The sequence below is a fragment of the Jiella marina genome (genome assembly GCF_024359545.1).
Lineage (GTDB): Bacteria > Pseudomonadota > Alphaproteobacteria > Rhizobiales > Rhizobiaceae > Jiella.
In genome coordinates, this window is record NZ_JAKQZG010000002.1 from 160,932 (window position 1) to 178,971 (window position 18,040).

General features: G+C 63.4%; 16 protein-coding genes. 2 read left to right on the forward strand and 14 right to left on the reverse strand.

Going from position 1 to position 18,040, the window contains the following annotated elements; translation table 11 throughout:
* Window positions 1-52: 52 nt before the first annotated feature.
* Window positions 53-1,474, forward strand: coding sequence for a glutamate--tRNA ligase (gene gltX, locus MF134_RS04300; RefSeq protein ID WP_255338171.1), 1,422 nt, complete (start codon window positions 53-55; stop codon window positions 1,472-1,474).
* A 144-nt stretch (window positions 1,475-1,618) separates the two neighbouring features.
* Entirely contained in the window at window positions 1,619-2,911 is a 1,293-nt protein-coding gene (gene gltA / locus MF134_RS04305) for a citrate synthase (RefSeq protein ID WP_255338172.1), read from the forward strand.
* 65 nt (window positions 2,912-2,976) lie between these two features.
* Here gltA and lpxB read toward each other — a convergent pair whose 3' ends face one another.
* The 14 genes from lpxB to MF134_RS04375 form a co-directional block, all read right to left on the reverse strand.
* A complete protein-coding gene (lpxB, locus tag MF134_RS04310; protein WP_255338173.1) occupies window positions 2,977-4,155 on the reverse strand; it encodes a lipid-A-disaccharide synthase in 1,179 nt (392 codons plus the stop codon).
* Complete coding sequence (locus MF134_RS04315; RefSeq protein WP_255338174.1) at window positions 4,155-5,048, reverse strand: LpxI family protein; 894 nt, start codon at window positions 5,046-5,048, stop codon at window positions 4,155-4,157. Before MF134_RS04315 ends, lpxB begins: the two co-directional genes overlap by 1 nt.
* 13 nt (window positions 5,049-5,061) lie before the next feature.
* Window positions 5,062-5,868, reverse strand: coding sequence for an acyl-ACP--UDP-N-acetylglucosamine O-acyltransferase (lpxA, locus tag MF134_RS04320; protein ID WP_255338175.1), 807 nt, complete (start codon window positions 5,866-5,868; stop codon window positions 5,062-5,064).
* Between the two features lie 2 nt (window positions 5,869-5,870).
* Window positions 5,871-6,335, reverse strand: coding sequence for a 3-hydroxyacyl-ACP dehydratase FabZ (fabZ, locus tag MF134_RS04325; protein ID WP_255338176.1), 465 nt, complete (start codon window positions 6,333-6,335; stop codon window positions 5,871-5,873).
* Window positions 6,328-7,389 carry a UDP-3-O-(3-hydroxymyristoyl)glucosamine N-acyltransferase gene (gene lpxD / locus MF134_RS04330; protein ID WP_255338177.1) on the reverse strand — a complete coding sequence of 354 codons (1,062 nt, stop codon included), beginning with the start codon at window positions 7,387-7,389 and terminating at the stop codon, window positions 6,328-6,330. The genes fabZ and lpxD overlap by 8 nt, the downstream gene beginning before the upstream one ends.
* 43 nt (window positions 7,390-7,432) lie before the next feature.
* The gene (bamA, locus tag MF134_RS04335; RefSeq protein WP_255338522.1) at window positions 7,433-9,925 is read right to left on the reverse strand and encodes an outer membrane protein assembly factor BamA; all 2,493 of its coding nucleotides are present in this window, start codon (window positions 9,923-9,925) and stop codon (window positions 7,433-7,435) included.
* 201 nt (window positions 9,926-10,126) lie between these two features.
* Window positions 10,127-11,266 carry an RIP metalloprotease RseP gene (gene rseP, locus MF134_RS04340; RefSeq protein ID WP_255338178.1) on the reverse strand — a complete coding sequence of 380 codons (1,140 nt, stop codon included), beginning with the start codon at window positions 11,264-11,266 and terminating at the stop codon, window positions 10,127-10,129.
* 116 nt (window positions 11,267-11,382) lie between these two features.
* Window positions 11,383-12,234 (reverse strand): phosphatidate cytidylyltransferase, encoded by an 852-nt coding sequence (locus tag MF134_RS04345; RefSeq protein WP_255338179.1) that lies wholly within the window; start codon window positions 12,232-12,234, stop codon window positions 11,383-11,385.
* 12 nt (window positions 12,235-12,246) lie between these two features.
* Window positions 12,247-12,933: an isoprenyl transferase gene (locus MF134_RS04350; protein ID WP_457589951.1), complete on the reverse strand. Its 687-nt coding sequence runs from the start codon at window positions 12,931-12,933 to the stop codon at window positions 12,247-12,249.
* An 84-nt stretch (window positions 12,934-13,017) separates the two neighbouring features.
* Window positions 13,018-13,575: a ribosome recycling factor gene (frr, locus tag MF134_RS04355; RefSeq protein ID WP_255338181.1), complete on the reverse strand. Its 558-nt coding sequence runs from the start codon at window positions 13,573-13,575 to the stop codon at window positions 13,018-13,020.
* A 47-nt stretch (window positions 13,576-13,622) separates the two neighbouring features.
* Window positions 13,623-14,342 (reverse strand): UMP kinase, encoded by a 720-nt coding sequence (gene pyrH / locus MF134_RS04360; RefSeq protein ID WP_255338182.1) that lies wholly within the window; start codon window positions 14,340-14,342, stop codon window positions 13,623-13,625.
* Between the two features lie 261 nt (window positions 14,343-14,603).
* Window positions 14,604-15,530 (reverse strand): translation elongation factor Ts, encoded by a 927-nt coding sequence (gene tsf, locus MF134_RS04365; RefSeq protein WP_255338183.1) that lies wholly within the window; start codon window positions 15,528-15,530, stop codon window positions 14,604-14,606.
* Between the two features lie 152 nt (window positions 15,531-15,682).
* Window positions 15,683-16,513 (reverse strand): 30S ribosomal protein S2, encoded by an 831-nt coding sequence (gene rpsB / locus MF134_RS04370; RefSeq protein WP_255338184.1) that lies wholly within the window; start codon window positions 16,511-16,513, stop codon window positions 15,683-15,685.
* 333 nt (window positions 16,514-16,846) lie between these two features.
* Window positions 16,847-17,854 carry a DUF4145 domain-containing protein gene (locus tag MF134_RS04375; RefSeq protein WP_255338185.1) on the reverse strand — a complete coding sequence of 336 codons (1,008 nt, stop codon included), beginning with the start codon at window positions 17,852-17,854 and terminating at the stop codon, window positions 16,847-16,849.
* Between the last annotated feature and the right edge of the window lie 186 nt (window positions 17,855-18,040).

Consider the following 18,040-nt stretch of genomic DNA (forward strand, 5'->3'; position numbering starts at 1 on the left):
CGACGTTTTCAGTGGCGTAGCGCAGACCGATCCCATCGACATTGGAGTTGAAATGGCGGACACCGTCGTCACCCGCTTTGCCCCCTCGCCCACCGGATTCCTGCATATCGGCGGCGCGCGCACGGCCCTGTTCAACTGGCTCTACGCCCGGGCCAAGGGCGGCAAGATGCTGCTTCGCATCGAGGACACCGACCGCGCCCGCTCGACCGAGCCGGCGGTCCAAGCAATCATCGAAGGGCTCGACTGGCTCGGGCTCACCGCCGACGAACCGGCCGTCTCGCAATATGCCCGCATTGAGCGGCACCGGGCCGTGGTGGAGGAACTGCTCGCCCGCGGCCAGGCCTATCGCTGCTATGCGACTCAGGCGGAACTCGACGAGATGCGCGAAAAGGCCCGCGCCGAAAAGCGCCCGCCGCGCTATGACGGGCGCTGGCGCGACCGCAATCCGAACGAGGCGCCTCCGGGCGTCGATCCGGTCATCCGCTTGCGCGCCCCGCTCGAAGGCGAGACCGTCGTCGACGACCTCGTTCAGGGCAAGGTCCGCTTTCCCAACAAGGATCTCGACGATTTCGTGCTTCTGCGCTCGGACGGCAACCCGACCTACATGCTCGCCGTCGTCGTCGACGATCACGACATGGGCGTCACCCACATCATCCGTGGCGACGACCATCTGACCAATGCCGGCCGCCAGACGCTGATCTACAAGGCGATGGACTGGGACATTCCGGTCATGGCGCATATTCCTCTGATCCACGGACCGGACGGGGCGAAGCTCTCCAAGCGCCATGGCGCGCTCGGCGTCGAGGCCTATCGCGAGATGGGCTATCTGCCGGTGGCGCTCCGGAACTATCTCGTCCGGCTGGGGTGGGCCCATGGCGACGAGGAGATCATCTCGACCGAGAAGATGATCGAATGGTTCGACCTCGATCAGATCAACAAGGGCGCGGCGCGATTCGACTTCAAGAAGCTCGAAGCCTTGAACGGCCACTGGATCCGCGCCTCCAGTGACGAAGAACTGGTCGACATGCTGATGGACAGCCGTGACGTGCTGCCGAATGGCGAGATCCTCAAAACCGCCGACGACGCGACGACGCGGGCGAAGCTCACCGAAGCCATGCCGGGCCTCAAGGAGCGCGCCAAGACCCTGGTCGAGCTGACCGACGGCGCGGCGTTCCTGTTCGTCAGCCGGCCCCTGCCGATCGAGGAGAAGGCCGAGACGATTCTGGCCGATGGCGGTCGGGACGTGGTCGCGGCCCTTCTGCCTCGCTTCGAAGCGGCCGAAAGCTGGGATGCCGCCAGCCTCGAAGCGCTGGTGCGCGCCTATGCCGAAGAGGCTGGACTGAAGCTCGGAAAGGCCGCGCAGCCGTTGCGCGCCGCCCTGACCGGCCGCACGACATCACCCGGCGTGTTCGACGTTCTTGCCGTTCTCGGCCGCGACGAGGCGCTCGCCCGGCTGCGCGATCAGGCCGCCTGATCCTTGGCCATTTTTCGCAGCGCACACGGCTAAGCACCATGAAACTTGTCGAACTCTCGCCATTGGAGTAGGCAGGGAGTGGTCGAAATGTGTGCGCTGCAATAGGTTTGTCCTGAGTAGCGGCAAAGATCGAAAGGGGTACGAATGACTGACCAGTCGGCGAAGTTCACACTGGGATCGTCGGATGCCGATCTCCCGCGGCGCAGCGGTACCATTGGACCGGATGTCGTCGACGTGACGTCTCTCTACAAGAACACCGGCGTGTTCACCTATGACCCCGGCTTCTCCTCGACCGCGTCCTGCGAATCGAAGATCACCTATATCGACGGCGACGAGGGCATGCTGCTGCATCGCGGCTACCCGATCGACCAGCTTGCCGAAGAGGGGGACTTCCTCGAGACCTGCTATCTGCTTCTGTATGGCGAACTGCCGACTCAGCGCGAGAAAGACGATTTCGTCTACCGCGTGACGCGGCACACCATGATCCACGAGCAGATGAGCCGGTTCTTCACGGGCTTCCGCCGCGACGCCCATCCGATGGCGGTGATGTGCGGCTCGGTCGGTGCGCTGTCGGCGTTCTATCACGACTCGACCGACATCGCCGATCCGCATCAACGCATGGTCGCGAGCCTGCGCATGATCGCGAAGATGCCGACCATCGCGGCGATGGCCTACAAATACCACATCGGCCAGCCCTTCGTTTATCCGCGCAACGATCTCTCCTACGCGGAAAACTTCCTGCACATGTGCTTCGCGGTGCCCTGCGAGCCCTACCGGATCAACCCGGTGCTCGCTCGCGCGATGGACCGGATCTTCATCCTGCACGCCGATCACGAGCAGAACGCCTCGACCTCGACGGTGCGCCTCGCGGGCTCCTCGGGCGCCAACCCCTTCGCCTGCATCGCGGCCGGCATCGCCTGCCTCTGGGGCCCCGCCCATGGCGGCGCCAACGAGGCGGCGCTCAACATGCTGATGGAGATCGGCTCGGCGGATCGCATCCCTGAGTTCATTGCGAGAGCCAAGGACAAGAACGATCCGTTCCGTCTGATGGGCTTCGGCCACCGGGTCTACAAGAACTACGATCCGCGCGCCAAGATCATGCAGAAGACCTGCCACGAGGTGCTGGACGAGCTCGGCATCAAGGACGATCCGCTGCTCGAGGTGGCGATGGAGCTGGAGCGCATCGCGCTTACCGACGACTACTTCATCGAGAAGAAGCTCTATCCGAATGTCGACTTCTATTCGGGCATCACGCTGAAGGCCCTCGGCTTCCCGACCACCATGTTCACGGTGCTGTTCGCGGTTGCCCGGACCGTCGGCTGGATCGCCCAGTGGAAGGAAATGATCGAGGACCCGCATCAGCGCATCGGCCGCCCGCGCCAGCTCTACACCGGCGCTGCGCTCCGCGACTACGTCGCGATCGGCGAGCGGAGCTGACTTCGGCGATTTGGTCGACAGCCATCGAAAGACGACACGGGCGCCGCGGGGCGCCCGTTTTTCGTTCAGGGATGCGCGAGACGGCCTGACCGAGATGCCGCGATACGATCGAGCACGATGTCTGCGGCTGCCTCGCCCGGTGCGCGGTCGATCGCCATCAGCTGCCGGATCTCGTCGAAGCCCTCGAGTTGCGCCCGTCGCTCGGGCGTGTCGGTCAGCAGGCGTTGCAATCGTCGAGCCAGAAGCTCCGGCCGGATGATCTCGTGGAAATGCTCGGGAACCAGCGGGTGGCCGACGATGAAGTTCGGCATCGCTGCCGTCCAGGCGCTGATCAGATGGCGAAACGGATAGGCGATCGGGTCGAGCCGGTAGGCGAGCGCCATCGGGATGCCGGCGAGCGCAAGCTCGAGCGAGACCGTTCCCGAGGCCGCGAGCGCGGCGTCGGCCTTGGCGAAGGCGGCCCATTTCGCCTCTCCGCCGGTGACGATCTCCGGCTTGATCGGCCAGTTCGCCGCCGCCTCCTCGATCCGCTTGCGGTGACGCGGCAGGGTCGGAAGCGTCGCCGTCAGCCCGGGTGCCAGTTCTGACAGGCGGGCGAGCGTCGCCCCGAAATCGTCGATCAGACGCTTGATCTCGCCGCTTCGCGAGCCCGGCAGGATCACGAGATGCGGCGGATCGCCGGGCTTGCGGTCGGCAAGCGGCGACGGTCTTTGCGCCATGACGCGACCAAGGCCCGGATCCTTCAGCAAGGGATGGCCGACATAGCTGGCTGGCGGGCCGTCGAGCCGCGCATAGATCGCCGGTTCGAAGGGCAGCGTGCAGATGGCGTGATCCACATAGGGGCGCATGGCGGCTGCGCGCTTCTCGCGCCAGGCCCAGACCGTCGGCGGCACATAGTTGATGATCGGGACCTCAGGCAGCTTCGCCCGCACGCGCTTGGCGACCCGGTGGGAAAAGGTCGGGCTGTCGATGATGACCAGGGCGTCCGGCTTCGCCGCGATGATCTGGTTCGCCGTCTCCCGAAGCCGCATCAGGAGTTGCGGCAGCCGCGCCAGGATCGCCGACACCCCCATGATCGACAATTCGTCGATATCGAAGAGGGTTTCGAGCCCCTCCGCCTGCATCGCTTCTCCCGCCAGGCCGACAAGTTCGAGGTCGTCTCCCAGCCGTGCTTTCAGGGCGCGGATCAGATCGGCGCCGATCTGATCGCCCGACGGTTCGCCGACGACGAAGGCGATTCGCATCAATTCGGCTCCGTTGCGCTGGCCTGCCCGAGCCGCGTATGGGTTTGCGCTTCCAGGCCGACAACGCTGATACCGGCCTCCCGCGCCGCCGCGACCAGATCATCATGATCGATCAGAAGGCTCGCTCCCGCACTGACGCCAATGGCCTCGATGCCACCCTCCCGCGCTTCGGCGATGGTGGTCACGCCGATCGAGGGCAGATCGAAACGCGCATCCTGCTGCGGCTTGAATGCCTTGACGAGCACCAGGCGCTCGGACCGCCCCAGGCGGCCGCGTTGCGTCAGATCGGCGACGCGGCGAAGCATTTCGCGCGTGCCCTCCGCTGCCTCGACCGCGATCACACGCTCCTGCGAGGCGACCACCGCCTGGCCGATATCCAAGGCGCCGAGCGTCTCGGCGGATCGCTGGCCGAGGGCGAGCGCCGCCGACAGGCTCGCCTCCGGCACCTGTCCGGCTATCAGACCGGATGGCGCCAACAGCCGAGGCTCGATGTCCTGCACCGCGACGGGTTCGAGTCCCTCCGACTGCAGAAAGCGGGCGACGTTGCGCAGGAGATTGTCGTCACCACCCCGCACGATCCTAAAAGCCGTCGGCAACAGGAAGAGCGTTCGAAGGCTCGGCCAGACGGAGCGGAAGTCCGGGCGCTTGCTGACGGTCCCGCAGGTCACGACCCGCCGGACGTTCTGCCGTTTCAGATAGGCGATCGCGTCGCCCGTCTTGCCCCAGGGAAAATAACCGCCGTCAAAACCGCTCCAGTCGTCGTCCTCGGCGTCGGCGATGCCGGCGACATGGAGCGACCAGCCGCGTCTCTGCGCCGCTTCGGCGACGATCCTCGGCAGGCGTCCGCCGCCGGCAATCAGGCCGAGGGGTTCGCCCGGAAAGCGCGGCTCCATCGGCTTCCCGGCCTCAGGCGAGTTGCGTGTGACGCGGGAAGCAGAGCGCGCGGTCGCCGCCGGAGCGGATGAAGCCGAGAAGATCCTGCACCAGCGGATCGGCGGGGAACTCGGTCTGCACCTCGTCGATGTTTTCCTTGAAGGTCAGATCATCGGAAAACAGCATCCGGTAGGCCCGGCGCACATTGCGCACCGCCTCGCGGTTGAAGCCAGCCCGTTTCATGCCGATGATGTTGAGGCCGGAGAGATAGGCGCGGTTGCCGAGCACCATGCCGAAGGGGATGACGTCGCCCTCGACCGCCGCCAGCCCGCCCACATAGGCGTGGTGGCCGATGCGCGTGAACTGGTGGATGCCCGAACCGCCGGCAATTGTCGCGAATTCGCCGACCGTGCAGTGGCCGGCCATCATGACATTGTTGATCAGCGTGACGTTCTTCTCGATCACGCAGTCATGGGCGACATGGGCGCCGGTGAAGAAGGCGCAATTGTCGCCGATCGTCGTCTCGGACCGGCCCTGCACCGTGCCCGGATTCATGGTGACATGCTCCCGGATCAGGCAGTTCTCGCCGATCACCAGACGCGTATCCTCGCCGCGATATTTCAGATGCTGGGGCGCATGGCCGAGCGAGGCAAAGGGCCAGATCTGGGCTCCGGCGCCGATCGCCGTGTTGCCCCAAATCGCCACATGGGAGCGCAGCCGGCTGTTCGCGCCGAGCTTCACTTGCGGGCCCACATGGCAGAAGGGACCGATCTCGCAGCCCTCACCGATCTCCGCGCCGTCCTCGATCACGGCCGAAGGATGGATCACCGTCTCTGCCATGATCAGGCTTCGTCGCGCGGGACGAGCATGGCCGACACCGTCGCCTCGGCGACCTTGGTCTCGCCGACCTTGGCCACGCACTCGAATTTCCAGATATTGGCGCGCTTCTTGGTTTGCACCACGTGGTATTCGAGCACGTCACCGGGGATCACCGGCTTGCGGAACTTGGCGTTGTCAATCGTCATGAAATAGACGAGCGACGGCGCGTCGCCCCCGCGCGCCAGCGTGCAGATCGCACCCGCCGTCTGGGCCATGCCCTCGATGATCAGGACGCCAGGCATGACCGGCGCGGAGGGGAAGTGGCCCAGGAAATGCGGCTCGTTGGCCGTGACGTTCTTGATACCCACGGCGCGCCTGTCGGCATCGATCTCGACGATCCGATCCACCATCAGGAACGGATAGCGATGCGGCAAGAGGGCCATGATCTTGTTGATGTCTGCGCTCTCGAGCGCGGTCGTCTCACTCATCCTCACCCACCTTCGGCGCCCGTCCCCTCTTTGTGAGATTGGACAGAACCTTGATCTCCCGCATCCACTGGCGAACGGGCCGTGCCGGTATGCCTCCCCAGCGCTCGCCCGGCGGCACGTCGCTTTCGAGCCCGGCGGTCGCAGCGATCTGGGCCCTGTCGCCGATGGTGACATGGCCGCTGATGCCGGCCTGCCCACCGATCATCACACCATCCCCGATCTTGCAAGAGCCCGAAATGCCGACCTGGGCGACGATGATACAAAAGCGACCGATCGTGACGTTGTGCCCGATCTGCACCTGATTGTCGATTTTGGTGCCCTCGCCGATCACCGTGTCGCGGACGGCGCCCCGGTCGATCGTCGAGTTGGCACCGATTTCCACGTCGTCCTGAATGATGACGCGGCCGACCTGAACGACCTTCTCGATACCGGCCGGTCCGGGCACATAGCCGAAACCGTCCTGGCCGATCTTGACGCCGGGATGAAGGATCACGCGATCCCCGAGAAGCGCGTTCGACAAGGAAACCTGCGCTCCGATTCGGCAGTTGCGGCCGACGGAGCAATTGGCTGCGATGACCGCGCCCGAGGCGACCAGCGTTCCCCGACCGATCGCGACCCCGGGACCGATCGACGCGAAGGCTTCGATGGTCACGTCTTCTTCGAGCCGGGCGGTGGGATGAACCGCGGCCTGAGGCGAGATGCCTGTCGAACCGTAGGTCGATTGCGGGGTCAGGGCGGCGGGGTGCAGTGCCCGTCCCGCAGCGGCAAAGGCCCCCTGCACCTGCGGCGTTACGAGAGACGCCAATCCATCCGGCAGCAGATGACGGTGCTTCGGCGCCACGATGACGCAGCCGGCGCGCGTCGACGCAAGCTGGTCCGCATAGCGCGGGTTATCGAAGAAGGACAGATCCGATGCAGCGGCATGGTCGAGCGGGCCGATGCCGGTCACAACCAGATCCGGATCGGTGCCCTCACCGATCTCGCAGCCCGTGAGCCTCGACACGTCGTTCAAGCTCAGCCCCGCGCCTCGGGGAAAGAAGGCAGTGTCGGGCATTGGTATCCGTGTGGAGCCGATGCCGGCTCCACTCCCGTTTGTTCTAGAAGCGCGACGAGAAGCCGAAGGAGAATTCCTGGGTCTCGTCGAAGTCTTCTTCGGCGAGCGGGTGAGCATAGTTCACCCGCAGCGGCCCGAAGGGCGAGGCCCAGATCAGGCCGACGCCGGCCGAAGCACGCACGGAGAAGTCGGTTCCCACGACGCCAGGGGCGCCCTCGAACTCGCTGCCCCACAAGGAGCCGGCATCGGCGAACACCGCGCCGCGGAAGCCGAGATCACGGTTGATACCGGGCAGCGGGAACGTCGCCTCGGCCGAGAGATTGGCATAATTCTCGCCACCGATGGCGACACCGTTCTGCCGCGGGCCGATGCCTTTGGTCTCGAAGCCGCGGACGATGTCCTGGCCCTTGAAGAAATTGTCGAAGACACGGAGGTCGTTGCCAAAGGTCGAGACGTTGCCGGCGCCGCCAGAGAGCTGGCCGATCATATCGTACTCTTCGCTCAACAGCTGGAAGTAGGACGCCTTGCCCGTGGTCTTGATGAACTGGGCGTCACCGCCGAGACCGGCGAATTCCTGGCCTGCGCTGACAATCCAGCCTTCCCGGGGGTCCTGATTGTTGTCGAGCGTGTTATAGGTCAGCGTGTAGGAGACCGAAGAGGTCGTGTAGGGGCTATCACAGATCGCCTCATTGATGATGGGCGAGTCGGTGAAGGCCGGGGCGGTGAGACCGGTCACGGAGACGGGATTGCCGTTGGAATCGAAGCCATTGGCATTCGGGGTGCCGCAACTGCTGGTCAGAAGGTCGCCGTTGACCGGGGCGTCGAAAAGCTGAAAACGCGTCGGATCACCACCGCCCGGCGGGAAGGTCGCAAACTCGTTGATGCCGACGCCATCACCGAACTCTTCCTGCTTGTAGTTATACGCAACCTGGGCCGTCAGATTCTCGGTGATCGGCGCTGCCAGCCGTAGGTCGCCGCCGACGCGCGTGACATCGTAGTCGTCCGTCTCGCTCGTCGAATAATAGACGTCGAAGCCGGCGGCGAGGCGCTGGCCGAGGAAATAGGGTTCGGTGAAGGAAAGCTGGTAATTCCTGCTGTCGGTGCCGAAGCCGGCGGTCACCTTGATGAACTGGCCGCGGCCGAGGAAATTGCGCTCCTGGATGCCGATTTCCGCCACCGGACCCGAGGAGTCGCCGCTCGTCGTGTAACCGCCACCGATCGAGAATTCGCCGGTCGCCTTTTCGACGACGTCGACGATGACGATCACGCGGTCGGGCTCGGAGCCAGGGGCCGTCGAGATGTTGACGCGATCGAAGTATTTCAGGTCTTCCAGACGCTGCTTGGCCCGCTGGATCAGGACCTGGTTGAAGGCGTCCCCTTCGGCCACGTCGAACTCGCGCCGGATGACATAGTCGCGGGTCTTGGTGTTGCCGCGGATCTCGATCCGTTCGACATAGGCGCGCGGGCCCTGATCGATGACGTAATCGATGGAGATCGTCCGGTTCGTGAAATCGCGATCGCCACGCGGGGTCACCTGGGCGAAGGCATAGCCCTTGGCCGCAAGATTGTTGGTCAGATTGACGAGCGAGTCCTCGACATCCTTGGCGCTGTAGACTTCGCCGGGCTGGGTCTCGAGCTCGCTGTAGAGCGCATCGGTGTCTACGCCTTCGATGGTGGAGTCGATACGCACGTCGCCGAAGGTGTAGCGCTCGCCCTCGTCGACGGTGATCGTGATGTAATAGGCGTTCTGGGACTCGTCGAGCTCCGCGACCGAGGACAGGATCCGGAAGTCGGCGTAACCGTGATTGTAGTAAAAGCGGCGCAGCGTCTCCTCGTCGGCGCGCAGACGGGCCTCGTCATAGACGTCGTCGCGCTGCAGGAAACTCAGGAAACCACTCTCGCGAAGCGCGATCACCTGCTTCAGTCGGCCATCGCTGTAGGCATTGTTGCCGACGAAGCTGATCGTCTCGATCTGCGTGCGGTCGCCTTCCTGGATGTTGAAGATGACGTTGACGCGGTTCTCGCCGATCGGCTGCGTCGTTGCCGTGACGATGGCGTCACTGCGACCGATGCTCACATAGGCTTCGCGGATCGTCTCGACGTCCGCATCGACCGTAGCCTGGGAATAGGCGCCGCGCGGCGAAGTCTGGACGGAAGCGACGAGCTGTTCGTCCTTGATCTTGGAGTTGCCCTGGAACAACACCTGATTGACAATCTGGTTTTCGTCGACTTCGACGATGAGCGTTCCGCCCGACTGGCTGATCCGAACGTTGGAGAAAAGGCCGGTCGAATAGAGCCGGCGCACGGCCTCGTCCTGGTCCGCTTCGGTCACGTTCTGGCCCGGCGAGATCTGCATGAAGCCGCGGACCGTCTCGGCTTCGACCCGGCTGTTACCCCGCACCGAGATCCGATTGATCGTCGCAGCCTCGGCGACGGCCGTCGCGGCAAGGTTCGCGGTAATCGATGCGGCGGTCAGGACTGTCGAAGACAGCGCGATGGCCATGGCCGTGCGCAAGATGTTCGTTCCAGCCTTCATATCGTTCACCACCTTTTCGTCTGCGTCCCGCAAAGCCGCATGCTTCATTTCAGGTTCAGCGTTGTACCGGCTTTGCCGTCCCGTTCAAGCAAACTCGCCGCACGGGATTGAGGAATCGGAAACGCCGTTGCAAGGCGGTCACGAACCTTGGCGTGATGGTTAATGATTTGCATCCCCAAGCCCCCCAGCCCGGAGTCCCGTTTACACGAGACCGGTTATGTCGTTCCAGAATGCGAATATCATAAGCAAAGTGACTAACGCGAGCCCAATTCTGAAGCCCACTTCCTGAACCTGCTCGCTCAGCGGCCGTCCGCGCACCGCCTCGAAGGCATAGAACAGCAGGTGACCACCATCGAGCATGGGGATCGGCAACAGGTTCAGGATGCCGATCGAGACCGAAAGAAGCGCCGCGAGATTCAACAGCGCCGCGATCCCGATCGTCGACACCTGGCCCGACACCTGGGCGATGCGGATCGGGCCGCCGATCTGATCGGCGCTCTGGCGACCGGTCACGACCTGCCCGATGAACTCCACCGTCCGCGCGGTGACGAACCAGGTCTGCGACACGCCATATTCGAGCGACTGGACCACGCCGAGTTCCTCGACCCGGAATCCTGCGGTCGTATTGTCAGCGCGCAGTCCGACGATGGGCAGGGTGAAGGAATTGCCGAACTCATCGGTTCGCGTTTCCATGCGGGGTGTGACGGTCAGATCAACCTGGCGCCCGTCACGTTCCACCACGAAGTTGATCGGGTTCTCGCCCTGCGCCGCCACATAGCGCTGGAGATCGGAGAAATAGGCGATTTCCTCGCCGTCGGCGGAAACCACCCGGTCGCCCGGCTCGAAACCTGCCTCCGCGGCCGGGGAATCCGGCTCGACGCCGGCAATGACAGGGTCGCCGACCACGCGACCGTTGAAGAAGGCGACACCCGCGAAGATGACGATCGCGAGCAGGAAATTTGCGATCGGCCCGGCTGCGACGGTGGCCGCCCGGCGTCCGACACTCGCCGCCGGAAAGGCTTCCACCCGTTCGGCTTCGGACATCCTGTCGACCGCGCCATGGTCCGGCACCGAGGCCGCATTCTCGTCGCCGAGAAATTTCACGTAACCGCCGAGCGGGATGGCCGCGAGCTTCCAGCGGGTGCCCTGTCTGTCGGTAAAGCCTGCCAGTTCCGGGCCGAAACCGACGGAAAAGGCGAGCGCCTTGATGCCGCACCAGCGACCGACCAGAAAGTGTCCCAACTCATGGAAGAAGACGATGATGGTCAGAACGAACAGGAACGGAATGATGTAGATCAGTCCATTGTCCCACAGGCCCGAGATCAAAGGCACGCTTTCCATCGATTGTCGTCCTTCCCCCTCGGCGCTCGAGCCGCACGGCTCCGCCTCTTTCTATAGCAGCGCTCAATCTCGGCGCAATGATGGCTGCGATTTCGCGTCGACCATCACAGCCCGGCTCACACCGGGAATATGCCGGCCGCCGGATCGGTGAAACCCGACACCAGGGCGCCGACGATCCAGGCCAGGGCGATGGCGACGATCAGGGCGTCGATCCGATCCATCAGACCGCCGTGTCCGGGAATGAGCCGGCCGGAATCCTTCACGCCGAAACGCCGCTTGATCCAGGACTCGTAGAGATCGCCCGCCTGCCCCGCGATCGAGAGCGCGCAGGCGAGCACGATCAGGAAGACGCTCACCGATCCGATCGCCACATAGGCGAACAGGCTTCCGAAGGCGACACCCGCCACCAACCCGCCGAGCGCCCCGGAGATCGTCTTTTTCGGCGAGACGATCGGCATCAGCTTGGGCCCACCGATGGAGCGGCCGGTGAAGTAGGCGAAGATATCCGTCGACCAGACGATCGTCACGATGAAGCCGATGGTCAGGAGACCCGATGGATCGCTGCCGCGCAGAAGCGCCGGCGGCAAGGCCGCGACACCGGCATAGACCAGGCCGCCGAGTAGCCAGTCGGCCTTTCGCTCGTCGCGATCGACGAAGGCCAGGAAGGCGGCACCCGCGGCCAGGATCAGGGCGGAGGCCAGTTCGAAGCCGAAGGCGAAGGCGAGGAGCGAGAAATAGAAGGTGCGCCGGGCGAAGGAGAAATGCGGCCGCACGCGCTTTGCCCGGGTCATGCGCGACCATTCGTCGAAGACGATGAAGCCGACGACGCAGCACAGAAGCCGGAACCACCAGCCGCCGGCAGACACCAGAATGAGGACGAGGATCCCGAGAATGACGGCCGAGATCAGCCGCGAGCGAAGGTCGCTCCAGCTGCCCTGAGAGAAGAAGCGGCGGATCTCGAGGCCCATCGTGACGAGGCCTTAAGAGGCGATTTCCCGCGACAATCCTCCAAAACGACGATCGCGGCTGGCATATTCGGCGATCGCGGCTTCGAAAGCCTGGCGATCGAAATCGGGCCAGAGACAGGGAAGAAAGACGAATTCCGAATAGGCCGCCTGCCAGAGCAGGAAGTTCGACAGGCGCAATTCGCCGCTGGTGCGGATGATCAGATCGGGGTCGGGAATGCCGGCGGTATCGAGATGTTCGTCGAGATAGTCGGCGGTCAACGCATCGAGAGCGACTTCACCGGCGGCGAATTTTTCGGCAATCCGGCGGACCGCCCGCGCCACCTCGTCACGCGCCCCGTAATTGAAGGCGACGACGAGCGTCTGCCGGTCATTGTCCTTGGTGAGGTTCTCCGCCTCTTCGAGCAGGGAGAGAATGTCGGGGGCGAGATCGTCCCGTCCACCGATCACCCGGACGCGAACGCCTTCCTTGTGAAGATCGGCGAGATCGCGGCGGATGAAGTGCTTCAGAAGCCCCATCAATTCCTCGACCTCGTCCTTCGGACGGCGCCAGTTCTCCGAAGAGAAGGCGAACAGGGTGAGGTACTGGATGCCGAGTTCGCCCGCCGCACGGACGGCCGCTCGCACGGCCTCGACGCCGCGGCGGTGTCCCATGCTGCGCGGCAGTCCGCGGGCGCGCGCCCAGCGTCCGTTGCCATCCATGATAATGGCGACATGTTGGGGATGACGCACTTTGCTCGTCCTTCCGTCTGGATGTCCCCGATGAGGGCGTCTGAAGCTCAGACGCTACACCTGCATGATTTCGCCTTCCTTGACGGAGAGCAATTTGTCGATCTCCGCAATTGTATCGTCGGTCATTTTCTGAACCTTGTCGGACATCTGCCGGCTTTCGTCCTGGCCGATGTCGCCGCCCTTTTCCATCTTCTTGAGCGTGTCCATCCCGTCGCGCCGGACGTGGCGGGCGGCGACGCGGGCGCTTTCGGCATATTGATGGGCGACCCTGACCAGTTCCTTGCGGCGCTCCTCGTTCAGCTCAGGAAGCGGAATACGCAGCGTCGTGCCGTCGGTGACGGGGTTGAGGCCGAGATTGCTCTCGCGGATCGCCCGCTCGACTTTGCCGACCATCTGCTTGTCCCAGACCGAGACCGAGACCATGCGCGGCTCCGGCACCGAGATGTTGGCCACCTGATTGATCGGCATCTGCGAGCCATAGGCCTCGACGGTGACCGGATCGAGCAGATTGGCCGACGCACGACCGGTGCGAAGACCGGCGAGGTCGCTCTTGAGGCTCGCGACGGCGCCGTCCATGCGGCGCTTGATTTCATTGAGATCGATTTCGGCCATCTTCGGCATTTCCTCTTTTGAATCTGAATTCGTTGGCGGCTCGCGTCTCAGTCGGAAACGGTCGTCGCACGTCCCCGCCCCGACAGGATGCGGGCAAATTCGCCCTGCTCGTGGATGGAAAAGACCACGATCGGAATATGGTTCTCGCGCGCCAGCGCGACGGCGGCAACATCCATGACCGCCAGACCGCGATTGAGCACCTCCGCATGGGTGAGGTGGTCGTAGCGTTCGGCGTTCGGGTCCTTGTTGGGATCGGCGGAATAGATGCCGTCGACCTGGGTGCCCTTGAAGAGTGCCGCCGCACCCATTTCGGCGGCCCGCAGCGCACCGGCGGAATCGGTGGTGAAGAACGGGTTGCCGGTGCCCCCGGCGAAAATCACGACGCGGCCCGCCGCCTGATGGGCGAGCGCCGAACGCTGGGTGAAGTTCTCGCAGATTTCCGGCATGGCGATCGCCGAAAGGACGATCGCATCGACGCCGAGCTTGGTCAGCGAGGTGCGCAGCGCCAGCGCGTTGATGACGGTGCCGAGCATCCCCATGTGGTCGCCGGTCACGCGGTCGCCGCCCTTCGACGCGACGGCGACGCCGCGGAAAATGTTGCCCCCGCCGATGACCACCGAGATCTCGACGCCGAGCTTGCGCGCCTCGGCGATGTCGGAGGCGATGCGATCCACGACGGCCACATCGATCCCGAACCCCTGCTCCCCCATCAGGGCTTCGCCCGAAACCTTGAGCAAGACGCGGCGATAGCGGATTTCGGAATTCATCGGCGACCCTGGTTCCGGGCGACCGGCGGCGGCCCGCCTCGTCGCCGTTGTGACCCGCATGCACGCGACATGCGGTCTTGATCAATGCAGGGGCTGCCCGGTCGAAGCAGACGCGTGAGGTCTACGGCGAAACAGCCCGCCTGCCGATACAATAAGGGCGCCCGCTTGTGAAGCGAGCGCCCAACGATGTTTTTCGCGTTGAAGTATCACCGACACACTCTGGAGACGGCACCCGCCTCGCAAAACATGCGGCGGCGCCCGTCAGCGCTTGCCGGCAGCCGCGGCGACTTCGGCAGCGAAATCGCTCTCTTCGCGCTCGACGCCTTCGCCGAGGGCAAAGCGCACGAATGCGGTGATCTTCGCCGGGGCGCCGATCTCCTTTTCCGCCTCGGCAAGCGCCTTCTCGACGGTCAGGTCCGGATTGATCACGAAGGCCTGCTTGAGGAGGACGACCTCCTCGTAGAATTTACGGAGCCGGCCTTCGACCATCTTCTCGATGATGTTCTCCGGCTTGCCGGACTGGCGGGCCTGATCGGAGAAGATTGCCTTTTCGCGCTCGACGATCGCCGGATCGATGTCATCGGCGCTCAGCCCCTGCGGGTTTGTCGCCGCGACATGCATCGCCACCTGACGGCCGAACTGGGTGAGCGCCGCCTTGTCACCGGCCGACTCCATGGCGACCAGAACGCCGAGCTTGCCGAGACCGTCGGCGACCTGATTGTGGATGTAGGTCGCGACAACGCCTTCGCCGACCGACAGCATCGCGGCCCGGCGCAGGTTCATGTTCTCGCCGATCGTGGCGACGGCGTCGCGGATCGTGTCGTTGACGCTCTTTTCCGAACCCGGATAGGTCGCGGCGGAGATCGCCTCGACGCTCCCGTCGGTGCTCAGCGCGACCTGGGCCACGTCCTTCACCAGGCTCTGAAAGGCCTCGTTGCGGGCGACGAAGTCGGTCTCGGAGTTGACTTCCACGACGACCGCCTTCGGGCCGTCGGCGGCAACGCCGATCAGGCCTTCGGCTGCGGTGCGGCCGGACTTCTTGTCGGCCTTGGAGATACCCTTCTTGCGCAGCCAGTCGATCGCGGCGTCCATGTCGCCATTGGTCTCGTTGAGCGCGGTCTTGCAGTCCATCATGCCTGCGCCGGTCTTCTCGCGCAGTTCTTTGACCATTGCAGCGGAAATAGCCATTCTAGCCTCTCTCGAAATGCTTTGGCGCACCGGCTCGGGATGAACAGGTGCGCCGGAAATGTGACGCGGTGATTACACGGATCGGGCCGGGCGGTTCACGGAGACGGGCCGAACAGACGCCCGTCTCGCATGCGCCCGGCGGAACGCCGCGGTCAGCTCGCGGCCTGGCCGGTGGCGTTTTCGGCGATCTGAGCCGCCTCGCCCGCCGTATCGCCGCCGACGGCGGCTTCTTCCGGCAGTTCCTCGACCGGCGCTTCTTCCATCTCGCCGATGTCGACGCCCATGTCGCCCTGCTGGCGGGCGATGCCGTCGACGGCGGCGCGCGCGATCAGGTCGCAGTAGAGCGCGATGGCGCGGGCGGCGTCGTCATTGCCCGGGATCGGATAGTCGATCGGTGCCGGATCGCAGTTCGAATCGACCACCGCGACGATCGGAATGTTGAGGCGCCGCGCCTCCTCGATGGCGATCGATTCCTTGTTGGTATCGATCACGAAGATCATGTCCGGCACGCCGCCCATGTCGCGAATGCCGCCGAGGGCCCGATCGAGCTTGTCGCGCTCGCGGGTGAGCGTCAGGCGCTCCTTCTTGGTGAAGGCCTGGGCGTCGCCGCTGTTCAGGAGCTCGTCGAGCTTGCGAAGCCGCTGGATCGAATGGGAAATCGTCTTCCAGTTGGTCATCATGCCGCCGAGCCAGCGGGCATTGACGTAATACTGGGCCGAACGCTGGGCGGCTTCCGCGACGAGGTCGGACGCCTGGCGCTTGGTGCCGACGAAGAGCACGCGACCGCCGCGGGCCACCGTGTCAGAGACAGCCAGCAGCGCGCGATGCAGAAGCGGCACCGTCTGGGCGAGATCGAGAATGTGGATGTTGTTGCGCGCCCCGAAGATGTAGGGCGACATTTTCGGGTTCCAGCGATGGGTCTGGTGACCGAAATGCACGCCCGCCTCGAGAAGCTGGCGCATGGAATAGTCTGGCAAAGCCATATGAAGTTGTCCTTTTGACCGGTTATGCCTCCACGGAACGAAGCGGCCGATCGACCGCCACCGGTGGGCGATGGCTGACCAGAGACAAGCCCCAGCCGTCCAGACCCGATTTCCGTGTGTGGAATGCGCGCGGCCTTAACGCATCGGGCGCGGTTTGGCAAGCTGGGTGCTGGTTCGCTGGCGTTCTATGGGCGTATGGTGCCCTCGACCCAACGCTGCCACACACCAAAACTATCTGGTCCACTGATGCGGGCGCCGGCTTAGTTGTAGCCTTACCGCCTAGATACTTAGCGATCGCGCAATAAAATGTAAAATAGCCTAATTATATAAAATTCATATCTTATAGGACCACGTCATATTCAACTCGAAGCGTCTTTCGTCTGTGCATTGATGAAGCAAATCACGAATTGCTGTGAGCCCTTCACCAGACTGCTGCGGCGTCGCATCGTACCCCTCATGCATTAGGACATTACGAGCGCTCCGTAGAGAGTGAAGTCGCTGTGCAAGATACGGGGACAACACCCCGGCGTCGCTCAGACATTCAATTCTCGCCTTCAGCTTCATCGATCGAGCTTTAGAGGGTGAGACTGGTTTTACAGGAACTTGATGTGAGAACCGCGCTGGCACGCCATTGACTAAACCACAGGCATAGAGGAGCTCCTCCAATGCTGATTCTGCGACGACAGCTTGGAGTGCAACACTTGCACCTGCGTGTTGCCGATTGTGGAGGATCATTGCTTGGTAGGTCATTACAATCAACGATATGGGGTCAGCCACATGATAGCTCCCACGGGCGCTGATAAGGCGAGAAGCAAGATTGAACCCAGCTATGACATCTGCAGCGCATATAAACAGCCGCCTGCCTGTACGTCCTATAATTCTGGACACAAGCGCATTCGTCGCGTGTGCAGGGACGCCGAATGAACCGGGACCACGCGAAACCCAGTCAAAGGTCTCATGAAGACCAGGAAAAAGCGCATCATCAATTGACGAAGCCCGTAAGTAAGCATGCGTACCATAGACGCAAGCCGTCACAAAGGTCGCAAGACGCATTCTAGCACCCTGAACTCGCAGAATATGCTTAGTGCTCTCCATTACTTCTTCTGGAACCAAGCCAGATCCGTCAAAATGCACTTTAATGATACCGCCCAATTCGGGCTCACCGCTGAAATCAAATGCAAGCAGGCCAACATTAATTGCCAGCACCTCAACACCGTTCGGGAGGCGGGTCCGACCAACAACTTTGAAGCGGCAACCGTCAGGAACTTTATCGCCAAATCGATAAGTATCACTTGAAAGTACTGCGAAGCGGTCTGGAAACGGTGTCCGGCGCAGTGTCATGGTACATCCTGCCCGAGGTGTAGTGACTGGAACTCTCCGAGGCCAGTTTCCGGAATCAAACTAAAGAGCTTCCGAGCCTCTTTCATGCGCGTTTTACAATACGTTTCTGCATTATTGAAGTATAAATCTGACCTTTCTGCTTGACACGAACGCGCCGTTTCGGCGAACAACGTGCCAAACTGTCGA